Source organism: Paludibaculum fermentans (assembly GCF_051172195.1).
Lineage (GTDB): Bacteria > Acidobacteriota > Terriglobia > Bryobacterales > Bryobacteraceae > Paludibaculum > Paludibaculum fermentans_A.
This window is the reverse complement of the sequence record NZ_JBPJAQ010000001.1, coordinates 5,324,147-5,344,456: the sequence shown is the minus strand read 5'-3', so window position 1 is coordinate 5,344,456 and position 20,310 is coordinate 5,324,147. Positions and strand designations below refer to the sequence as shown.

At 63.9% G+C, this 20,310-nt stretch carries 13 protein-coding genes; 11 read left to right on the top strand and 2 right to left on the bottom strand.

Annotated features, from left to right (window positions below):
* The first annotated feature begins 4 nt into the window (after positions 1-4).
* A complete protein-coding gene (locus ACR9Y2_RS21495) occupies positions 5-1,225 on the top strand; it encodes an acyltransferase family protein (RefSeq protein ID WP_435043712.1) in 1,221 nt (406 codons plus the stop codon).
* An 18-nt stretch (positions 1,226-1,243) separates the two neighbouring features.
* Here the strand turns inward: ACR9Y2_RS21495 and ACR9Y2_RS21490 are convergent, their stop codons facing one another.
* Positions 1,244-3,310 (bottom strand): alpha/beta hydrolase, encoded by a 2,067-nt coding sequence (locus tag ACR9Y2_RS21490; protein ID WP_435043711.1) that lies wholly within the window; start codon positions 3,308-3,310, stop codon positions 1,244-1,246.
* A 13-nt stretch (positions 3,311-3,323) separates the two neighbouring features.
* Complete coding sequence (locus tag ACR9Y2_RS21485; RefSeq protein ID WP_435043710.1) at positions 3,324-6,605, bottom strand: carboxypeptidase regulatory-like domain-containing protein; 3,282 nt, start codon at positions 6,603-6,605, stop codon at positions 3,324-3,326.
* Positions 6,606-6,679: 74 nt separating this feature from the next.
* On the opposite strand from ACR9Y2_RS21485, the gene ACR9Y2_RS21480 reads away from it, so the two are divergent.
* The 10 genes from ACR9Y2_RS21480 (at position 6,680) to ACR9Y2_RS21435 (ending at position 20,309) form a co-directional block, all read left to right on the top strand.
* A complete protein-coding gene (locus ACR9Y2_RS21480; protein ID WP_435043709.1) occupies positions 6,680-7,246 on the top strand; it encodes an RNA polymerase sigma factor in 567 nt (188 codons plus the stop codon).
* Positions 7,239-8,819, top strand: a complete 1,581-nt coding sequence (locus tag ACR9Y2_RS21475; protein ID WP_435043708.1) for a hypothetical protein — start codon at positions 7,239-7,241, stop codon at positions 8,817-8,819. Before ACR9Y2_RS21480 ends, ACR9Y2_RS21475 begins: the two co-directional genes overlap by 8 nt.
* A gap of 47 nt (positions 8,820-8,866) precedes the next feature.
* Positions 8,867-12,058, top strand: a complete 3,192-nt coding sequence (locus ACR9Y2_RS21470) for a TonB-dependent receptor domain-containing protein (RefSeq protein ID WP_435043707.1) — start codon at positions 8,867-8,869, stop codon at positions 12,056-12,058.
* Between the two features lie 117 nt (positions 12,059-12,175).
* Entirely contained in the window at positions 12,176-13,189 is a 1,014-nt protein-coding gene (locus tag ACR9Y2_RS21465) for a LacI family DNA-binding transcriptional regulator (protein WP_435043706.1), read from the top strand.
* Complete coding sequence (iolB, locus tag ACR9Y2_RS21460; protein WP_435043705.1) at positions 13,189-14,001, top strand: 5-deoxy-glucuronate isomerase; 813 nt, start codon at positions 13,189-13,191, stop codon at positions 13,999-14,001. The genes ACR9Y2_RS21465 and iolB overlap by 1 nt, the downstream gene beginning before the upstream one ends.
* Positions 14,002-14,011: 10 nt before the next feature.
* Positions 14,012-14,962 carry a 5-dehydro-2-deoxygluconokinase gene (iolC, locus tag ACR9Y2_RS21455; protein ID WP_435043704.1) on the top strand — a complete coding sequence of 317 codons (951 nt, stop codon included), beginning with the start codon at positions 14,012-14,014 and terminating at the stop codon, positions 14,960-14,962.
* 14 nt (positions 14,963-14,976) lie between these two features.
* Positions 14,977-15,987 carry a Cgl0159 family (beta/alpha)8-fold protein gene (locus ACR9Y2_RS21450; protein WP_435043703.1) on the top strand — a complete coding sequence of 337 codons (1,011 nt, stop codon included), beginning with the start codon at positions 14,977-14,979 and terminating at the stop codon, positions 15,985-15,987.
* Between the two features lie 25 nt (positions 15,988-16,012).
* Positions 16,013-17,887, top strand: a complete 1,875-nt coding sequence (gene iolD / locus ACR9Y2_RS21445) for a 3D-(3,5/4)-trihydroxycyclohexane-1,2-dione acylhydrolase (decyclizing) (protein WP_435043702.1) — start codon at positions 16,013-16,015, stop codon at positions 17,885-17,887.
* A gap of 7 nt (positions 17,888-17,894) precedes the next feature.
* The gene (locus tag ACR9Y2_RS21440) at positions 17,895-19,370 is read left to right on the top strand and encodes a CoA-acylating methylmalonate-semialdehyde dehydrogenase (protein ID WP_435043701.1); all 1,476 of its coding nucleotides are present in this window, start codon (positions 17,895-17,897) and stop codon (positions 19,368-19,370) included.
* Positions 19,371-19,382: 12 nt separating this feature from the next.
* On the top strand, positions 19,383-20,309 hold the full coding sequence (locus ACR9Y2_RS21435; RefSeq protein WP_435043700.1) for a TIM barrel protein: 927 nt from the start codon (positions 19,383-19,385) through the stop codon (positions 20,307-20,309).
* Position 20,310 lies beyond the last annotated feature (1 nt).

Genomic DNA, 20,310 nt, shown 5'->3' with positions numbered 1-20,310 from the left:
GACTATGACCCCCACCACACTCAACGCTGGGACCACGATGCAAACTACTGCTCCGGCATCTTCCTACAACCACGCCATCGGTTATCTGCGGGCCATCCTCGTAGTCATGGTGGTGGCTCACCACGCGGCACTCGGCTATCACCCGTTTGCGCCGCCTCTCAACGCCTCACTAACCGTCGACCCGCGCTGGTGGCAGGCGTTCCCCGTGGTCGACGTACAACGATGGAGCGGCGCCACGCTACTGGTAGGCTTCAACGACGTCTTCTTCATGTCGCTCATGTTCTTCCTGTCCGGCCTGTTCGTCTGGCCGGGCCTGAAGGCGAAAGGCGCCCCATCCTTTCTGCGCGGCCGCGCGCTGCGGCTAGGGCTGCCATTTATCCTGGCTGCCGCGATCCTCGCCCCCCTCGCCTATTACCCGTCCTATCTGCAATTGGCAACGCATGCCGGATTCGCCGGCTTCTGGAGCCAGTGGCTGTCGCTGGGTCAGTGGCCCGCCGGTCCCGCCTGGTTCATCTGGGTGCTGCTCGCCTTTGATGCCATTGCGGCAGCTTTGTTCACATGGAGGCCGAAATGGGGCGAGGCGCTTGCCATGAGAATGGCCGGCGCGTCCGCACGGCCCTGGACCGCTTTCGCCGCACTGGCCGCCATCTCCGCGCTGGCTTACATCCCCCTGGCGATCGCCGTCAATTCTATGCGCTGGAGTTCGTTTGGGCCTTTCACCTTCCAGACCAGCCGGATCCTGCACTACTTTGCGTACTTCGTCGCCGGCATCGGCATCGGGGCCCTGGACCTGCAGAACGGACTGCTCTCCGTGAACGGCAAGCTTGCTCGCCGCTGGGGGCGTTGGGTGACAGCCGGCCTCGTGGCCTTCATCATCGCGGCCGGATTCACCATCGCCGCCACCACCAATCTGGATTCGCAGGGCTGGACCATCGCCGCGCACGCCGGCTTCGTGGCCGCCTGCGCCGCGATCAGCTTCGCGTTCGTGGCCGTGTTCCTGCGATTCGCCAACAGGCAGTCCGCCGCAATGGACAGTCTGCGACGCAATTCCTACGCGATCTACCTGCTGCACTACGTCTTCGTGAACTGGCTGCAGTATGCGCTGCTGCCCGCTGGGATGCCGGGCCTCGCCAAACTCTGCATCGTCTTCCTCGGCGCCACCGCGCTCAGTTGGACAACGGCGGCCATGCTCCGCCGCATCCCCGCCGTCGCGCACATCGTCTAGCAATGATTAAGGAGCGGATCAATCTTCGATCCGGATCCGCTCCTTCACTTTGCTGTAATGGGCCAGCGCTGGCGCGTACGACCGCTCAACCTCCGAACGATCCAGCGGCGCACCCACGGCATTGCGCAACGACTGCAATCGCAGCTCGCGAGGGGCAATCGCCATGGCTAGATCCGGCAGGTCGAACTCGCTCAACACCCCCGGCACGACACTGCTGATCCGATCCTTGTGAACCTTCGCTCGTGCCAGCGTCATGAACGAAGCCATCATCTCCCTGACAGTGACGGACGAGATCCGCGGCTCGAGCGCAGCCGCATACATCGCGATCATGCCGCCGTCGCGCACACCCATCACGCCGATATTCGCAGCGTCGATTCCCGGCCGTGTACGCAGCCATTCATACGCGCGCAGCACCTCCAGGGTCTGGATCCCAGGCAGCGGGCGTCCAATCAGCATCGCGCGCTGCGCCAGTTGCCAGTCGCCCGAGTATCCGCTCGCGCCAACAGCCGGAGCGCTCTCCCCCCAGCCGCTCAAATCCACGGCCAGCACGGCCGTCTTCTTCGCCGCCAACTGGCCAATCTCAGCCGAAGACGCCGCCTTGCCGCGCGAGTCGATCAGGATCACGGCCGGCCGCTTCCCTGCTCCGGCGGGCTCAACCAGCACGGCCGGCACATGCAGGCCCGGCTGCATCTCCATCAACAGCTTCGTCACCTGGACATCCCCCTCGCGGGAGGAGGAGACCTCCGTGACACCCGGTGCGCCGCCTCGCGCAGGCACATTCAGAACCCGAGTCAGCGTGGCACGCAGAGCCGCCGGATTGGACCCGCGCAAGGCCGAGCGCGTGGCGAACTGCTGCTCCGCCCTGCGCATATTGATCGACTGTACGGTCTCCCCACCCAACGACGTCGCCAACTGCCCCGTCGCGGTCGTATTGAGGGTCGCCTCTGCTTCTGTCTTGATCTCTGGTTCCGCACCATCATCGTCACGGCCCTGCAGCCACCTGGTCAACCACCGGTAAGTCGCCTCGCGCCGCGGCTTGCTCCAGCCATGCGGATCGTCATACTCGAAATACCCCGCATGCACCTCGGCATCCGCCAGGCTGAACACCTTCTTCGTCTCGGCGAAGGTCGCCCGCCCGCCTGCAATCGGGAAGAAGTCCTGGATCCCCGTCAGCATCGTCACCGGCTTCGGAGCGAAGGCCAGCATGAAATCGCCGAAGTCGTAGCCGGAGCTGAGGAACCCTGGGAAGTCCTGCTCGGCGTCCTGCGGTCCAGGCGTCGTCCACAACTGCTCCCATCCCGTCATGTAGCAGGAGATGACGGATGCAGCCAGCCGCGGCTCCACCACGGACAGGTAAGCTGACTGCGTACCCCCGCCTGAGTTGCCCGCCACGCCGATCTTCTGCCCGTCGACGTCCTGCCGCGTGAGCAGATAGTCGAAGGCCCGGATGCCGTCCCACGCCTCATAGAGAGCGAAGGTCGAGCCCGTCAGCAGGCATTGCGTGCCCGCCATATCGTGCTGGCGCGTACCAATCGACACAATCGACTTCCCCACGGTCTTGTCGAAATACTCACTCCGCTCGCCCTGTCCGGGCGGATCGAACGCAAGCACCAGGAACCCGCGCTTCACCAGCCCGATCCAGGCATATTGATACGTCGAGATCGCCTTGCCTGAGACGCTGTGCCCCGCCGTGCCCAATACCGCCGGGTAAGGCGGCTTCACATTCGTCGGGACATACACGTTGGCCGTCACATAGAACCCCGGCAGGCTCTCAAAGATCAGGTGCTCCACGCGGTAGCCGTCCCGCGTGAAGCCGCCGGTGATCTTCGCATTCAGGGGCGTCTTCGCCGGGAAGCCACCCATGGCCTTGGTCAACCACGTACGGAACTCCAGCTGCCGCCGCTCGAGATCCTTCGCAGTGCGCAGCCCTGCGATCGTGGCGTGGCGCGCCGTCCAGTGGGTGGCTGCCTCCCGGGTGAGGTAATCGGCCAGCTCTTTGGAGAGGCGGCCATCCTCGGCGACCCGCAGATCGGCGGCCGTGGAGAGCGCGGCCGCCGCAAACAAAGTGAACAAGAGTCGAAGCAATATATTCTCCCGATCAGAACTCAAACCGCAGGGCGATCTGAACAATTCTAGGATCGCCGGCGCTCTCGATGCGGCCGAACCGCGTCGCGCTGTTCGCCAAAGCATACGGCGTGCTGAAGTTCACATTGTTGAACGCGTTGAAGAACTCACCGCGCAACTGGGCCCGCAGCCGCTCCGTAATCGGAATCGCCTTCACGGCCGAGAGGTCGAAGTTCATCGACTTCGGTCCACGCAGCAAGTTGCGTGGAGCGTTGCCGAATGTACCGGCGGCCGCCAGTGTGAAGGCGGCGGTGTTGAAGTACCGTGCAATCTGATCCGCTTTGGAGCGTCCGCCGGCCAGGTTCGCATCTCCAATCACATCGGCGTAGTCCTGCCCGATGCTGCTCAACGCCCGATCTGTGCCGGATCGCACCGTATACGGGAAACCGCTGCGGAACGTTGCGATGCCCGATGTCTGCCACCCGCCCAGCGTCGCCTTGATCACGCGGTGCGCACCCTTGAGCTCCGGCAGATTCCACACCCACGAGGACACGAAGCGATGCGTGTTATCGAAGTCCGAGACAGCCTTGCCCGAGCGGCGGTCGTACGGAATCGCAATCGAGGTGCTCTGGCCCGGAGTCGTGTCATCGCTCAGCTCATCGGTCGACTTCGACCAGGTGTAGTTGGCCTCGATGCTGAAGCCCTTGGAGAGCCTGCGCTCCACCGAGAACTGGAACCCGTGGTAGCTCGAGCTGCTGCCGGAGTCGGCAACCAGAATCGAGTTGAAGTTGCGCCATGGCCTGCGCGCCTGGATGTTGCCCGTTGTGGCGCCAGCCCCGTACCGCGCCCAGTTCGTGTCGTAGTTGTAAGAGAGCCGCCGCCCCAGGTTGCCGATATAGCTGGCGCGAGCCAGCAGCCCGTTGAAGACCTCGTGCTCTACCGTGAAATTCAGCGACTCCTGGTAGCTGGGCTTAAACCCGCTGGAGAACGCACCGAACGTACCCAGGGGCGTGACGAACGACGAGTTCGTCGGAGGATCGAACGGTGCGAACGAACCAGGGAACGGATTCGGAGTCGTCGCGTAGGGGTTGCTGAAGTTCACGCCGTTCAAGGTGATCTGCGGGCTGAAAGGAGCCGAGTTCACGAAGCCGTTGTAAAGCACCGTGAACTGCGGGTTCCAGAACAGGCCGGCGCCGCCGCGCAGCACCGTCCGTCCGCCACCCGGCCGCCAGGCATATCCGAAGCGCGGCGCGAACGCCTGCTTGTAGCTGTCGAAGCCGCCCGTCGGGCAACTCGCATCCCCGGCGTTCAAATAGCCGTTGGGCGCATTCGGGAAACGCGTGGATTGCACGCCCGGCACGAAACACTGCGTACGGCCGATCGAGTCCTTATACGGCAGGAACGGCTCCCAGCGCACGCCGAGATTCAGTGTCAGGTTCGTGGTGACACGCCAGTCGTCCTGGACAAACAAGCCGATGCGCTGGCCGCCGAGATCCTTGTACTCGCCGCCACCTTGCCAGAACTGGTAGACCTCGCCCATCATGTAGTCGGCCATCGGATCACCGGAAATCGACCCGTTGAAGTCGAAGTTGCCCATCGTGCGGAAGTCGTTCGTGATGCTGTTGCTCACGTGCAGGTACTCGCCACCGATCTTGACCTGATGCGCGCCCAGCATCCAGGTGAGCGTATCCGAGACGTGATAGTCGCGATCCTTCTTGTCGTAGTTCCAACCTGGCCGCGCCAGGAAGTAGTTGCTGATATTGACGTACACCGACGCCGGATCCTTCACCGCAATCCCGGCCACCCCGGCCTTCGCGAAATCAATCGGCAGCTTCACCGATGCCCAGTCATTGAACGTCCGGCGGCCGCGGATGGCGAAGGTACCGTTATTGATGATGTTTGGCGAAATCACCCACACATCGCTGAACGTCCAGTGTGAATACGGCTGAGTGGAGCGGCCGACGTCCGACGTGAACATCGACGCCAGGTCGCCCGTGTTCCCCGTGAACGGCCGCGTAAACGTACGCCGGAAGTAGCGGCCCGAGAAGCGATGGTTGCTCCAGTTGTAGTCGCCGCGCGCCGTGTACTCGTCCTCCACCGGTTTGCCCTGGTAGCCCGTGAATCGCTCACCCGTCGGCGTTGAGGGCACCGGGATGTACTTCAGCAGCGCCTGCGATACCGGGCTCAGGCGGCTGACGGGAATCTGGTTCCCGGCAAACGGCTGCTTCGTCAGCGGGTCGATCACCGATTTCGTCAAGCTCGAGAAGTTGCCGTCCCGCATCGCCTGCGTCGGCAGAAACTGGCGCGTCAACTGCGGATCCGTCCGCAGCCTCGTGCCCTGATAGCCGAAGAAGAAGAACGCCTTGTTCTTCACAATCGGTCCGCCCAGTGTCCCGCCAAACTGCGACCGCTTCAGATTGTCGCGCTTGGCCGCAAAGAAGTTGCGGGCGTTGAACACACCGTTGCGCAGGAACTCGAACGCCGAGCCGTGAAACTGATTAGTGCCGGACTTCGTGATCACACTCACCACCGCTCCGGTCGCATTGCCGAACTCCGCCGTGAAGTTATTCTTCTGGATGCTGAACTCCTGCACCGCATCGGGATTGGGGAACAGGCCGCTGTTGTTGCGGTAGGAGTCCGTATTCATGCCGCCGTCCAGCATGTAGTAAATGCCGTTGCCGCGCGTACCGTTCACGGAGTAGGCATTACCTTCACTCGAAGAAGAGCTGCGCGGAATCACACCGGCCTGGATGGCCACCAGTTGCGTGATGTCACGCCCGTTCAAAGGCAGGTTCACGATCCGCTGCTGGTCCACCATGCCACGCAGTGACCCGGTCTGCGTTTCCAGCAGCGGAGCCTGCGCCGTCACCTCCACAGCTTCCGAAACAGCCCCCACCTGCAACGTGATGTCCACCGTAACGGTCGTATCAACGGTCAGCGTCAGGCCGGCACGCGTAAAGGGCTGGAACCCGTTCGCCTTAGTCTGCAGGCGATACTGCCCCACCGGCAGTAGCGGCAAAGCGTAAGTGCCATCCGTGAGGCTGGGCCGCGTCAGCTCGAACCCCGTATTGACGTTCACCGCCGTGATCTCCGCCCCTGGCACGGATGCACCGGAGCCATCCCGGACAGTCCCGGCGATTCGGCCGCTCGCTTGGGCCCGCACATCTCGTACGGCAACCAGGGATAGAAGCAGGAACAGCGCCGGAATGGCCCGGCGGCAACAAAGACCGCTAAGAAGCGCCACGCGTGAATGCATGCCCCAGTGACGGACCGCCCTTCGCGTTTTCAGGGCCAGGCGTTGAAACTTTTTTGTCATGCGACCCTGAAATGAGGCGCGCTGATTCGTCAGTATGTAGACAGTCCACCGGGACTGGGCTTTGAGGTCGAATCTTGGATGACAGCACCGCAATTCCCCTGGTGTTGAGCGGGGAGATCAGTTCAGGCGTGGAGCAGAGTCCGGATCAATTCGTGGCCGATTTGTACACGGTGCATGCCCATAGCCTGCATCGCTACCTTCTGCTGACCGGCAGCCGGCCCGCGGACGCCGACGAATTGCTCCAGGATGCGTTCCTGCGCCTCTTCCGCTGCCTGCGCGAGGGCGAACAGGTGGAGAAGCCGAAGGCTTGGCTCATCCGTACCCTGCAGAACCTGCGCACAGACCGCGCCAGGCGCGAATCCGGCCATATCTCCCTCATGGGCAATGTCGTCCAGCGCGGACAGTTCGCCTGGACCACTCGCACACTCAGCCCTGAAGAGGCGATGCTCGACCATGAACGCTTCGACCGTCTGCAAAGGGCAATGGGCAGCCTCACGGAAAGGCAACATCAGTACGTACTTATGCGCTCGGAAGGAATGACTTTGCGGGAGATCGCGGCCATGCACGGCGTCACGGTCCAGTCCGTCGCGGAAACCTGTGCCCGCGCAATCGAGCGGTTAGGGAAATTGACCCATGATTGAGCCTCTACTGCCTACCGGGCACCCTACCCCGGCCGACCTGCTGCTGCACCTGGAGGAGCCTACAGAGGCCATCCGCCTCCACATCGCCGGGTGCCCATCCTGCCAGTCCCTGCTTTCTGACCTCCGCGAGGGGGAGAGCAATCTGGCCGCCTGGAGCAGCGTAACCTCGGCACAGGCGCCTCCACCCCCGTCAGTCGGTCTACTCAAAGACCGCATGCGCGCCGAGTCCGTTCAACTCTCCTGGTGGCGTCGCAATCGGCCCGCCACACGCTGGGCGCCCATGGTGGCACTGGCCGGCGCGGCCGCGTGCCTCGTCCTTATCTTTGGCACCAATGGCATCTGGAACCCGGTTGCCGTCGAGGCCGCGGAACTCCTGCGCCACGCCAGCGAACAAGTACAGAATACGAGGTCCATCAGTGCGCCCGCCGCACCGCGCCGCTATCGAATCCGGCAAAGTGGACGGGACTTGGTCGCCATCGATGACACGAAGCTGCGATTGGCCCACATCGATCGGCGCGATCCCCTGAACCCCGACGACTATGCCCGCTGGCGATCCGAACTGGCAGAGAAGCAGGACAGCATCACTCGTGGCCACGGCTGGGTTCGTTTGTCCACCGCCGTGCTCGGCAACCGCGAAATCGAGTCAGCATCCATCACCGTGGATAGCCGGGATTGGCGCCCGCTCGTCCGCAGTGTTCACTTTCGGGGCGAGGACGAAATCCAACTGGAAGCCGCGCCGGCCGAACTGGAAGTCAGCCGCCAGAGTGCTCCCGATGGCTCGAAGGCGGAAGACGCGGTGGCCCCAAAGCCCCCTTCGCCGGCCGAAACCGCCTCGCCCGCCACCACCCTGGATATCTCGATGTGGGAGGTCCTCCATGCCACCGGAGCCGACATTCACGGGGCGGCGCAGCTCAAGCGGCAGGACGGTGCGCTCTGCTACGAACTCTGGTCCGACCCCAGCGAACACAACAGGGTGACTCAGGCGATGGCGGCGCTTCCTGGAGCGAAGCAATGCCGGCAATCCGGCGCCCCGGAGCGCGAGAAGCTTCTGGCGCCAATCACCGCCGGGGGCACGGCCGAGTCCCCCAGCTTAGCGCTGCTCACTGCCCGCTTCGGCGACAAAGACCGTGCCGGCCAGTACTTGGACGATGTCACTCGGCAGTACGTAGTGCTCCTGGCGCGGGTCACGGCGCTCGACCGTTATCTACGTTGGTTCCCGCCGTCCCGCATCGATGCCCTCGATGCCTCCAGCCGCCGCCGCGTCGAAGCCATTGCGCTCGGCGATGCCGCGGCGGTGACCAACGAGGCGAACCAGTATCTCCACCTGGTGGGAGAAGGTCTCGCCGCCCTGGCCGCCAAGCCCCTGCGCCCGGATTCCAGCGGGCCGGCGCCGGCTGCCGTGCGCTGTACCAGTATTGAATCGGCCTCCTCTCTATTGGAGGATCTGCGGTCGCTCCATCGCGAGTTCGTCGCCCTGTTCGGTTCCGGATCGGAGTTGGCCTCCACCGTCGAGCGAACGGCGCGGTCGCGCGAGTCCTTCGAGCACCGCCTGGCTGCGCTCTGCGCGAAGTAACCCGCGGCGCCGCCCCGATTCCAGGGTGAGGTGATACCCTGTGCTCTATGCGTGGAACGAGGGAGGGGACGTGCCTGGCTCTACTATTGGCCTGCGCCCCTGCGTGCGTTCTGCAGGCCCAGGACCACGCCGCCATTTCAGGTTGGGTCAAGGACATTCACGGCGCAACCATCCCGCGGGCAGACATCCTGGTGTGGAACCAGGAAACGGGCCTCAGCCGCAATGGCCACTCGGATGACACCGGCCAGTATGGCTTCAGCAGCCTGCAACCAGGCCTCTACACCGTGCATGTCTCCGCTCGTGGCTTCCGCAGCCTCACCCGCTCCAGCATCCGGCTCGGGGTGTCGGAACGGGCGTCGCTCGATGTGATGCTCCAGATCGGCCGCCTGGAAGAGAGCATCACCGTGAACGCCGACGAAGCAGCCCTGCCCGCCACATCAGGCAGCCTGCGCGGTGCCGTCGATCAGCGCCGCATTGAGGATTTGCCGCTGAACGGCCGCGACATTACCCAACTCGTCATGACCCAGGCCGGAGTCGTGATGGGCACCCGGTCGTCCTCCGAAGGCAATGGCTATGCCGTCAACGGCGGCCGCCAGAACGGAGTCCACTACACATTGGATGGCGGTACCAATACCGACGCCTATCGCCACCAGAGCGGAGTCTTCCCCAACTCCTCCGCCATCGCCGAGGTCGTGATCGAGCGCGGCAACCTCAGCGCGGAGCACGGCAACTCCACCGGCACCGTGGTGAGTGTCATCACCAGGAGTGGCACGAACATGCTCCACGGCTCAGCCTTCGAATTCGCCCGCAACGGAGCACTCAATGCCCGCGACTTCTTCGCCGTCAACCGCGACAACCTCAAGCGGTCGCAGTTCGGCGGCACTTTGGGCGGACCCGTCATCCGCAATCGCATGTTCTTTTTCGGCAGCTACCAGGGCACACGAGGCCGCGCGGAAACCCAGTACACCCGCCAGTTCCTGCCCACGGCGGCCATGCGCGCTGGCGATCTGTCCGCCGTTGTGAATCGTGTGGTCGACCCCCTGACGCTCAGCCCGTTCCCGGCCGGCCGTATCCCCGCCAACCGGTTGAGTCCCGTCTCCCAGGCGCTGCTACGCTACATTGCGATGCCGGTCTCGGCAATCGGCGAACGGCAGGTGAGCATCCGCGACCGCACCGGCGAGGACGAATACACGGCCCGCATCGACTACAACACCTTCGCCCACCGCCTCACAGGCCACATCTTCCAGCGCAATCTGGTGACACCCTTCTCCGGCAATCCGCAGGACCTCGCGTCCATGTTTGCACCTGGCGTCGGCCGCTCCGTTCAGCCCTACATCCACACCACTTTCAGCGATGTCTGGATGCTCTCCGGTTCCGTCATTCACAGCCTGACCTTCGCCGTCCGCGACCGGCGCACCTGGAACGATTGGGACTCCGTCCGCCTCCCCATCGACTTCGCGCGGGCCGGCGTCCTGGGCATTGCCGTCAAGAGCCCGGCCGCCCTGTACGTCAATGTTTACGGCAATTTCATGGCCAGGCCCGGCTGGAACTACGACAAGCGCGACCGCGATTACCACCTCTCCGACAGCCTCAGTTGGATCGCCGGACGGCACGAACTCAAGGCGGGCGGCGAGGTTCTGCACCTCCGCAACCGGATTCGCAACGACTTCCGCACGATGGGGAACTTCGATTTCAACGGCGCCGCCAGCGGCGATCCCATGGCCGACTTCCTGCTCGGCGAGGTCTACCAGTTCTGGCAGGGCGGCGGCGAATACAAGGAACTTTCCGGCCTGCGGACCGCTCTTTTCCTGCAGGATTCCTGGCGCATCAGCAGCCGCTTCACGCTGAATGCCGGGCTGCGCTGGGATCCGTCCACCCCTTATCAGGACTCGCTCGGCCGCATTCAGTGCTTCGTGCCGGGGGTCCGGTCGATCCGCTTCCCCAACGCGCCGCTGGGCTATCTGAACTCGGGCGACTGGGCCTGTCCCCAGGGTGGTTTTCCCGAGTACCGCAAAGCGTTCGCGCCGCGGCTCGGTTTCGCGTGGCGACCGCACGGCACCAATCTCGTCGTCCGCGGCGGCGCGGGCGTCTTCTGGGTACCGCAGGCCACCATGCTCTATAACGGCTTTGTGAACTCGGCTCCCTTCAGTCCCCAGGTCACCCGCAACGGAGTCCAGTTCAGCAATCCCTTCGCCAATGTGGTGAACCCCTTCCCTGGTTCGTTCGCGCCCTTCCAGCCGTCAAGGGACGTGAAGTTCTCCACGCCCATGGGCCAGTTTGGAACCTTCTCGCCCGGCTTCCGGCCTGGCTATTCCGAAGGCTTGAATCTCACAGTTGAGCACCCGTTCGGTAAGGCTTGGCTGGGCCGCGCTTCGTATGTCGGCAACCTCGGCCGGAACCTCTCCTACGCCTACGATCTGAATTACGCCCGCTACGCCGCCGGGGCCACCGCCTCGAATCTCCAACAGCGCCGGCCCTACCCTGAGTTCGCCAGCATCATCGTGTCGGAGTCCGGAGCCGGTTCCAGCTACCATGCCCTGGAGACCGCGGTCTCCCGGCGCGCGCCAACCGGTCTGATTGTCGAAGCAAACTATACCTGGTCGAAGGCGATCGATGAGAATTCAGAGGACACCATCCCCGGACAGAGCGCGTCCATCGCCGTGCCCTCTGACCGGCGGGCCGGACGGGCCCTGGCCAACTTCGACGTCGCGCACCGCCTGGCCGCCTCGTGGGTTTGGCCTGTACCCGCCGTCCGGCTCGACACACGGTGGGTTCGTTGGTTCGCCAATGGCTGGGTCACCTCTGGAATGGCCGCCTGGCGCGGCGGGATGCCGTTCTCGGTTCGTTCCGGTACGGACCGCGCGCTCAGCGGTGTCGGGCAGGATTTCGCCGACCTCTCCGGCGACCCGCATCTGAACACCGGGCGATCCCGGCAGGAGACCATCAGCCGCTACTTCGACACTTCCGCATTCCAGTTGGCCGCGCCCGGCACCTTCGGCAATGCACCCCGCAACCTGCTGCGCGGTCCGGGCCTGGTCAACTTCGACCTCGCTCTGGCGCGCGAGGTCCCGCTCCACGACCGCTTCCGAACCCAGTTGCGGGCCGAGTTCTTCAACGCCCTCAACCACGCCGCCTTGTCAAATCCGTATGCTCTGGTGAATAATCCGGCGCGGTTCGGGCGGATTGAAAGCTCCGGAGCCGCCCGCACCATCCAGCTGGCCCTGAAGCTGAGCTTCTGAACTGCCGGCGGAATCTATTCTCAAATCGGATAATTGACTTCGTTTCTCAGGAACGGTAAGATTCGATCGTTGGGCTATGCACACGTTTGCATGACTCGACTCAAGAGGCTGCACCCCGTGAGACGCGCTTCCATCAAAGACATCGCCCGCTTGGCCAACGTCTCCCATTCCACCGTCTCCCGCGCGCTTCGAGGCAGTTCCCTCATCAGCCCCCAGACCATCACCCGCATCCGCCAGATCGCCGCCGAATCCGGCTACCGCCCCAGCGCCGCCGCCCGCAGCCTCGTCACCAGCCGCACGGCCACCATCGGCGTCGTGGTCACCAGCATCGCCGACCCCTTCGCCGCCGAAGTCGTCCTCGGAATCGAGGATGCGGCCGACCAGCGTGACTACTCCGTCATCCTGGCCAATTCCAACGCTCAGCCGGAGCGGGAGATGCGCGTCGTCCGCGCGTTTGAAGAACGCCGCGTCGACGGCATCATTGTCACTTCGTCGCGCGTCGGTGCAGTCTACGCCGAACTGCTCTCGCAAACCCGCGTGCCCATCGTTCTCCTCAACAACCAGCACCCCAGCGAGTTCATGCACTCGGTCATGATCGAGAACGTGGCTGCCAGCCGCCAGGCTACCCAACACCTGATCGACCTCGGCCACCAACGCATCGCCTATATCGGCGACCGCTTCGGCTGCCAGTCGGATACTGAGCGTTTCAGCGGCTACCAGTCCGCGCTCGAAGCCGCGAACCTGCCAATCCAGACGGAATATGTCGGATACGGAAACGGCACGTCCGAGGGCGGAGACTCCGCTATGGCGGAACTGCTCGCCCTGCCCCAACCACCGACGGCGGTCTTCTGCTACAACGACATGACCGCGTTTGGAGCCATCCGCGCCACTGCGGCTTGCGGGGTGCGGATCCCGTCAGACCTCTCCATCGTCGGTTTCGATGACCTGTTCTTTGCTCAGTTTGCGGCGCCGCCGCTGACCACCGTCCGCCAGCCGATGCGCGACATGGGCCGGTTGGCGGTGGAAAGCCTGCTGCACCTGTTGGCTGGCACACCCACGGAAGCCAACCTCAAAATGCCTGGTGAACTGATTGTTCGCCAATCCACTGCTGCCCCCCAGGAGATTGCCTGATGTCCCTCCTCGTCAATCCAGACAGGTCCGGAACCCAGATTGAGACATTCGGATTCGGATTATTGGCAATAAAGATTGTCAAGCTGCAAGCCGGCCAGAGCCTGCAGGAAGACACCGCCGGACGCGAACTCGCGATCGTCCCGCTAGGCGGCACCTGCTCGGTCACCTCGACGGCGGGCGACTTCCCCTCCATCGGCGGCCGCGCCAACGTCTTCAGCGGCCTGCCCCATACGCTGTATCTGCCTATCGACACTCGGTTTACTCTCACGGCGCAGACAGACTGCGATCTGGCGTTCTGCTACTCCAAGGCAGAAGATCACCACGCCGCGGCTCTGGTCAGCCCGGCGGACGTCCGCGTCGAGATTCGCGGCGGCGGCAACGCCACACGGCAGATCAACCACATGATCCAGCCCGGCTTCCCCGCCCACCGCATCCTGGTCTGCGAAGTCTATACCCCCAGCGGCAACTGGTCCAGCTACCCGCCGCATAAACACGATGTCCACAATCCCCCTGGGGAAGTGGACTTGGAAGAGTTCTACTACTACCGCATCGATAAGCCCGAAGGCTATGCCATCCAGAAGGTCTACAGCGTGGACAAGCGAATCGACGAAACCATCACCGTCCGCGATGGCCAGATGGTGCTGGTACCGGAAGGCTACCACCCAGTCGTGGCCGCGCACGGTTATAACGCCTACTATCTGAACGTCCTCGCCGGCTCGGCCCGCTCGATGGCCGCGTCCGACGATCCCGAATACGCCTGGGTCCGCGACACGTGGCGCGAGCAGGACCCGAGACTCCCCCTGGTCCGCTGAGGTGACACCCATGGATATCGCAATTCTCGGCCGCATCGGTTATGACCTCTACTCCGAGGAGCCGCACGTTCCGCTGCCGCGGGCGCGGCGCTTTTCCCGCTATCTCGGCGGCTCCAGCGCCAATATGGCCGTAGGTCTGTCCCGCCTCGGCGCCAATGTTGGCATCGTGAGCTGCCTCGGCAACGATAGCCTCAGCCAGTTCCTCATCGACTATCTGAACGAAGCCAAAGTGGACACAAGCCGTGTCCAGACGAGGCCGGGCTACCTGCCATCCCTTTGTCTCACCGAGGTTTCCCCGCCCGACCGCTTCCCGCAAGTCTTCTATCGCCACAACGCGGTGGATACGCTGCTGGCCACCGCGCCCGGCGACCTCGAGTACGTTTCGTCCGCGAAGATGTTCATCACGAACGGCACTTCGTTGTGTGCCTCACCTTCCCGCGAAGCTACTTACCTTGCGCTGGAACGGGCACATCAGGCGGGCTGCCGGGTGGTTTTCGACGTCGATTTCCGGGCCATGTCGTGGCCCAGTCCGGCTGAAGCGGGGCTTGCCGTGCGGCTGGCCTTACCGTTCATCGACGTACTGATTGGCAATCAACCGGAGCTGATGCTGGTGGCCGGCGAGCCGACGCTGGAGGCGGCGACGGAGAAACTGCGGAGTTTGCCCATGCTGGTGTCCAAACTGGGCGAGCAGGGTACCCGCGTCTGGACCGGCGATAAGTCGGTCTTCCTGCCGCCCTACAAGGTGGATGTCTGCACCACCATTGGCGCGGGCGACGGCTTTGCGTCCGGGTTCCTGTATGCGCTTTTACAGGATCTGCCGGTCGAGGAATGCCTGCACTACGGCAATGCCGCGGCGGCCATCGTGGTCAGCCGCCTCAGTTGCTCGGAAGCTATGCCTACGATGGCAGAGGTGCAGGCGCTCCTGAGTGAACAGCGGAAGCCCGCGGAGCCCGCCCGATAACGTACGGAGGTTTCATGTTCTCCAGCCAGCAGTTTCTGCCAGATGCCCTGATGGCGCGGCTCACTGAAGTCCGCGTGACCGATCCGGACTGCGCCTGGCGCGCAGCCCAGACACGCCGTCGCCGGCACGGTCTCGTGAGCGGCGGCAAGCTCAATATTCTGGCAGCCGATCATCCGGCCCGCCGGGTCACCAAGGTGGGGAGCAATCCCATTGCCATGGCCGATCGGCAGGACTACCTCGCCCGGATTGTCCGGGTGATGTCGGCTGACGGCATCGACGGCCTGATGGCCACCATGGACATTCTCGAGGATCTGTTCATCCTGGATGCCCTGGTAAAAGAAGCCGGCGGCGCGTCTCTCCTGGATGGGAAGGTTCTGATTGGCAGCCTGAACCGAGGCGGTCTGGCGGGCTCCTGTTGGGAGTTGGACGACCCCATCACCGGCCCCACTCCGGCCACCTGTACGGCGTGGCACCTGGATGGCGCGAAGCTGCTGCTGCGCATCGCCGATGACGATGCCGGGTCGCTGAAGACCATGCTGTCCAGTGCCCAGGCCATCAATGAATGCAACGCGTTGCACCTGCCCATGTTCCTGGAGCCGCTGCCGGTCACTCGCAGGGATTCCGGCTGGGCCGTCCAGAAAGACAAGGAAGCGCTGGCCCGCATCGCCGGTGTGGCCTCAGCCCTCGGCGACAGCAGCCGTTATCTGTGGCTGAAACTGCCGTATTGCGACGGGTATGAAACCGTGGCCCGCTCCACTTCGCTACCCATCCTGCTGTTGGGTGGGGAATCGGCCGGCAATCCCGCGCCGTTCCTGGGCGAACTGGCCTCCGCCCTGAAAGCGGGACCGAACGTGCGCGGCGCCCTGGTGGGCCGGAACGTTCTGTATCCCGGCGACGAAGACCCGTTGGCCATGGCCTGCGCCGTGGGCGGCATCATTCACCAAACCTGGACGGTCGACCAGGCGATGGCATCCCTTCCGGCCAACCGCGGCCAAGGCATCGATTCGCTTTCGCGCCTTTTCTGATCCACGCAGCTTAGGAGGTATCTCAATGGAAACAAAACGATTGACGATGGGACAGGCCCTGCTGGGCTTCCTGAAGAACCAGTACGTCGAACGCGACGGCGTGGAAAACCGCTTCTTCGAAGGCGCCTGGGGCATCTTCGGCCACGGCATCATCGCCGGCTTCGGCCAGGCATTGCAGCAGAATCCGGACTTCCCCTACTACATGTGCCGGAATGAGCAGGCCGCGGTCCACATCGCAACAGCATTTGCCAAATCGCGCATGCGGCTCTCGACGTTCGCCTGCATTTCATCGATCGGGCCGGGCGCGACGAATATGATTACGGGCGCCGCCACCGCCACAATCAACCGGATCCCCGTCCTGTTGCTGCCGGGCGACATCTTCGCGCGGCGCAATGTGGCGCCGGTGCTGCAGCAGATCGAATCCGAGCAAGGACAGGACTTTTCCGTCAACGATTGCTTCAAGCCGGTATCGCGCTATTGGGACCGCATCAGCCGGCCCGACCAACTGCCGTGCTCCGTGGTCGAGGCGATGCGTGTGCTGACGTCGCCGGCGCATACCGGCGCCGTGGTCCTCGCGCTGCCGCAGGATGTACAGGCCGAGGCTTGGGACTTCCCGGTGGAGATGTTCGAAAAGCGCGTTTGGCACATCCCGCGAGCCGTGCCGGAGCCCGTCATGCTAGCTCGTGCGGCGGAGTGGATCCGCAGTGCGAAGCGGCCCATCATCGTAGCCGGCGGCGGTGTGCTCTACAGTATCGCCAGCGACGCCCTGGCCCGATTCGCGGAACGCACCGGCATTCCGGTGGGCGAGACCCAGGCCGGAAAGGGTTCCCTGCCCTACAACCATCCGCGCAATCTCGGCGCGGTGGGTGTCACCGGCACTCCGGGCGCGAACATCGCGGCCCGCGAAGCCGATCTTGTCATCTGTGTGGGCACGCGGCTAAGCGACTTCACCACCGCGTCAAAGACCGCCTTCCAGAACCCGAATGTACGGTTTATCAACCTGAACGTGGCCGAGTTCGATGCCTTCAAGCACGCTGGACTGCCGCTGATTGCCGATGCCCGCACCGGGCTGGAGCAGTTGGCCACAGCAGTCGACGGCTATTCCGTCGATGCCGCTTACTCCGCCGCCATTGCCCAGTGGAAGGCCCTGTGGGAAGAAGAGACCGACCGCATCTATAACATCCAGCACGGCCCGCCCATCAGCCAGGGAGAAGTGGTGGGCGCTGTCGCCCGTGTGGCGCAACCGAACGATGTCGTACTGAATGCGGCGGGCAGCCTGCCCGGCGACCTCCACAAACTGTGGCGGACGAGCAAACCCGGCGGCTACCACATGGAGTATGGCTACTCCTGCATGGGGTATGAGATTGCAGGCGGCCTGGGCGTCAAGATGGCGGATCCCTCCCGGGAAGTCTATGTGATGGTGGGCGACGCCTCATTCCTGATGATGTCGTCAGAAATCGCGACCTCCGTGCAGGAGGGCCAGAAGCTCAACATCGTCGTGCTGGACAACCACGGCTATTCGAGCATCGGCGGGTTGTCGAAGGCGATCGGCTCGGGCGGCTTTGGTACGAACTACCGCTGCCGGACCGGGAGCGGCAGTTTGGACGGCGAGAACGTACCGGTGGATTTCGCGGCGTTGTGCTCCGGCCTGGGCGCACGCACGGTGCGGGTTACCACGCGCGCCGAACTGGACAATGCACTGGCCGAGATGCGCACCCACACCACGACGACAGCCGTAGTGGTCGAGGTCGACAAGGAGATGCGCGTGCCCGGCTATGAATCGTGGTGGGACGTGCAGATCGCCGAAGTTTCCGAGATCGAGACCGTCCGCCAGGCCAGAGCCGAATACGAACAGGCAGTCAGGAAGGAGCGGCGCCACGAGATCGCCGCACCCAGGTAAATTATCCATGGCAACCAAAGAAATTCTGAACTATATCGGCGGAGCGTGGCAGAAACCGGTCTCCGGCGACGGCCTACCGGTGATCAATCCCGCCACCGGCGAGACGATCGCCGTTTCCCCAGCCGGATCCCAAGCTGACGTCGAGGCCGCCGTCCAGGCAGCGGCGGCCGCCTTTCCCGAATGGCGCGCGGTGCCGCCGGCCGAGCGCATCCAGTACCTCTTCAAGTTCAAGCAGCTATTGGAAGAGCACTTCGACGAGATCGCCCGCATCGTCACCACCGAGAATGGCAAGACCCTGGCTGAAGCGCGCGGGGAACTACGGCGCGGTGTGGAAAACGTCGAGGTGGCCTGCGGGATCCCGATCCTGATGCAGGGCTACAACCTGGAAGATGTTGCGCGCGGCATTGATGAACTGATGTTCCGGCAACCGCTGGGCGTCGTAGCCGCCATCACGCCCTTCAATTTCCCGGCAATGATCCCGCTGTGGTTCCTGCCCTACGCCATCGCCTGCGGCAACACCTTTATCCTCAAGCCGGCCGATCGCGTGCCGTTGTCGATGATCCGCATTGTGGAACTGCTGCACGAGACGGGCCTGCCGGCCGGGGTCGTTAACCTCGTGAACGGCGGCAAGGCGGCGGCCGATGCGCTGCTGGACCACCCGGAAGTCCAGGCGATCAGTTTCGTGGGCTCCACTCCGGTGGCGCGCTACATTTATGCCCGAGCCTCGGCCAACGGCAAGCGTGTGCAATGCCAGGGCGGCGCCAAGAATCATGTGGTGATTCTGCCGGATGCCGAGCCGGAGACGACGACGCAAATCATCGCCGACAGCGCCTATGGCTGCGCGGGACAGCGCTGCCTGGCCGTGTCGGTCGCGGTGACGGTGGGCGACGCGCAGCAGTGGTTCCGTGACTCCATCACCCGCACGGCGGCTGCCATGAAGATCGGCGACGGGCTGGCGCAGGGCGTGCAGATGGGTCCGGTGATCTCCGAAGTGAGCCGGCAACGCATCCAAGGGCTGATTACGAAAGGAACCCAGCAGGGGGCCAGGGCCGCCGTCGATGGACGCGATGCCGTGGCTGCCGGACTGGAACATGGCAGCTTCGTGGGACCGACTGTCCTGGATGGAGTCCCGGCCGGCAGCGAGCTGTCCGAGACCGAGATCTTCGGACCGGTCCTGAGCCTGATTCACGCCAATGACGTGGATGAGGCGATGGCGATCATCGCGAAGAGTTCCTATGGCAATGCGTCGTCCATCTTCACTTCCAGTGGAGCGGCGGCGCGCAAGTTCCGCAACCTGATCCCGACGGGCAATGTTGGCGTCAACATCGGGGTGGCTGCTCCGATGGCTTACTTCCCGTTCAGCGGATGGAAGGGCAGTTTCCTGGGCGTCCTGCACGCGCAGGGCCGCGATGCGGTGGAGTTTTACACGGACAAGAAGGTTGTGATTGAACGCTGGCCGCGGGAGTGGAGCAGAAAGTTCTAGAGGCAAGTCACTGTGGCAATTCTGAAGGTTGGCAACGCGCCCTGTTCCTGGGGCACTCTTGAATTCGAATCGGCCAAAGGAGAACAGATCGGCTACGGCCGGATGCTGGATGAGCTGGCCGCTACCGGCTATACGGGCACCGAGCTGGGGGACTGGGGCTACATGCCGACAGATCCGCCGGCGCTCTCGGCCGAGCTGGGTCGACGCGGCCTGGTGATGCTGGGCGCCTTTGTCCCGGTGGCGATGAAGAATCGGGCCGCGCATGCGCCGGGCGTCGAGGCAGCCGTCAAAACCGCGAAGCTGCTGGCGGCGGTGGGCACCGAGCCGAAGCCGTTCCTGGTGCTGGCCGATGACAACGGCTCAGTGCCGGAACGCACCTTGAATGCCGGACGCGTTACGCCGGAGATGGGTCTATCGGAAGAAGAGTGGCTTGTCTTCGCGGAAGGCGCGAACCTGGTGGCGCGTACGGTGCTGGCCGAGACCGGACTGCGCACCGTATTTCATCATCACTGCGCAGGCTATGTCGAGACGCCCCACGAGATCGCGCGTTTTCTCGAATTGACCGATCCGGAAGCGATCGGCCTGGTGTTCGACACGGGCCACTATGCCTACGGAGCGGGCAGCGCCGATGTGGTGGCCGGCCTGCAGCGGTTCAAGGACCGCATCTGGTACGTCCACTTCAAGGACTGCCAGCCGGCGGTCGCGGCCGATGCCCGGGCGCACGGTTGGGATTATTTCCAGGCCCTGCGGCACGGTGTGTTCTGCGAGCTGGGGCAAGGCTGTGTGGATTTTCCGGCTGCCCTGCGCTGGTTGAAACAAACCGGATATGACGGCTACACGCTGGTGGAACAAGATGTTCTGCCCGGCATGGGCGCACCGGCGGAAAGTGCGCGCCGCAACCGCGAATACCTGCGCTCGATTGAATCGAATTTCGCCTAAG

Bases quoted from the DNA above. Each gene is read 5' to 3' on its own strand.
- ACR9Y2_RS21440 (WP_435043701.1), top strand. From the start codon at position 17,895: ATGGCAACCAAAGAAATTCTGAACTATATCGGCGGAGCGTGGCAGAAA.
- ACR9Y2_RS21495 (WP_435043712.1), top strand. From the start codon at position 5: ATGACCCCCACCACACTCAACGCTGGGACCACGATGCAAACTACTGCT.
- iolC (WP_435043704.1), top strand. From the start codon at position 14,012: ATGGATATCGCAATTCTCGGCCGCATCGGTTATGACCTCTACTCCGAG.
- ACR9Y2_RS21485 (WP_435043710.1), bottom strand. From the start codon at position 6,605: ATGACAAAAAAGTTTCAACGCCTGGCCCTGAAAACGCGAAGGGCGGTC.
- ACR9Y2_RS21450 (WP_435043703.1), top strand. From the start codon at position 14,977: ATGTTCTCCAGCCAGCAGTTTCTGCCAGATGCCCTGATGGCGCGGCTC.
- iolB (WP_435043705.1), top strand. From the start codon at position 13,189: ATGTCCCTCCTCGTCAATCCAGACAGGTCCGGAACCCAGATTGAGACA.
- ACR9Y2_RS21470 (WP_435043707.1), top strand. From the start codon at position 8,867: ATGCGTGGAACGAGGGAGGGGACGTGCCTGGCTCTACTATTGGCCTGC.
- ACR9Y2_RS21475 (WP_435043708.1), top strand. From the start codon at position 7,239: ATGATTGAGCCTCTACTGCCTACCGGGCACCCTACCCCGGCCGACCTG.
- iolD (WP_435043702.1), top strand. From the start codon at position 16,013: ATGGAAACAAAACGATTGACGATGGGACAGGCCCTGCTGGGCTTCCTG.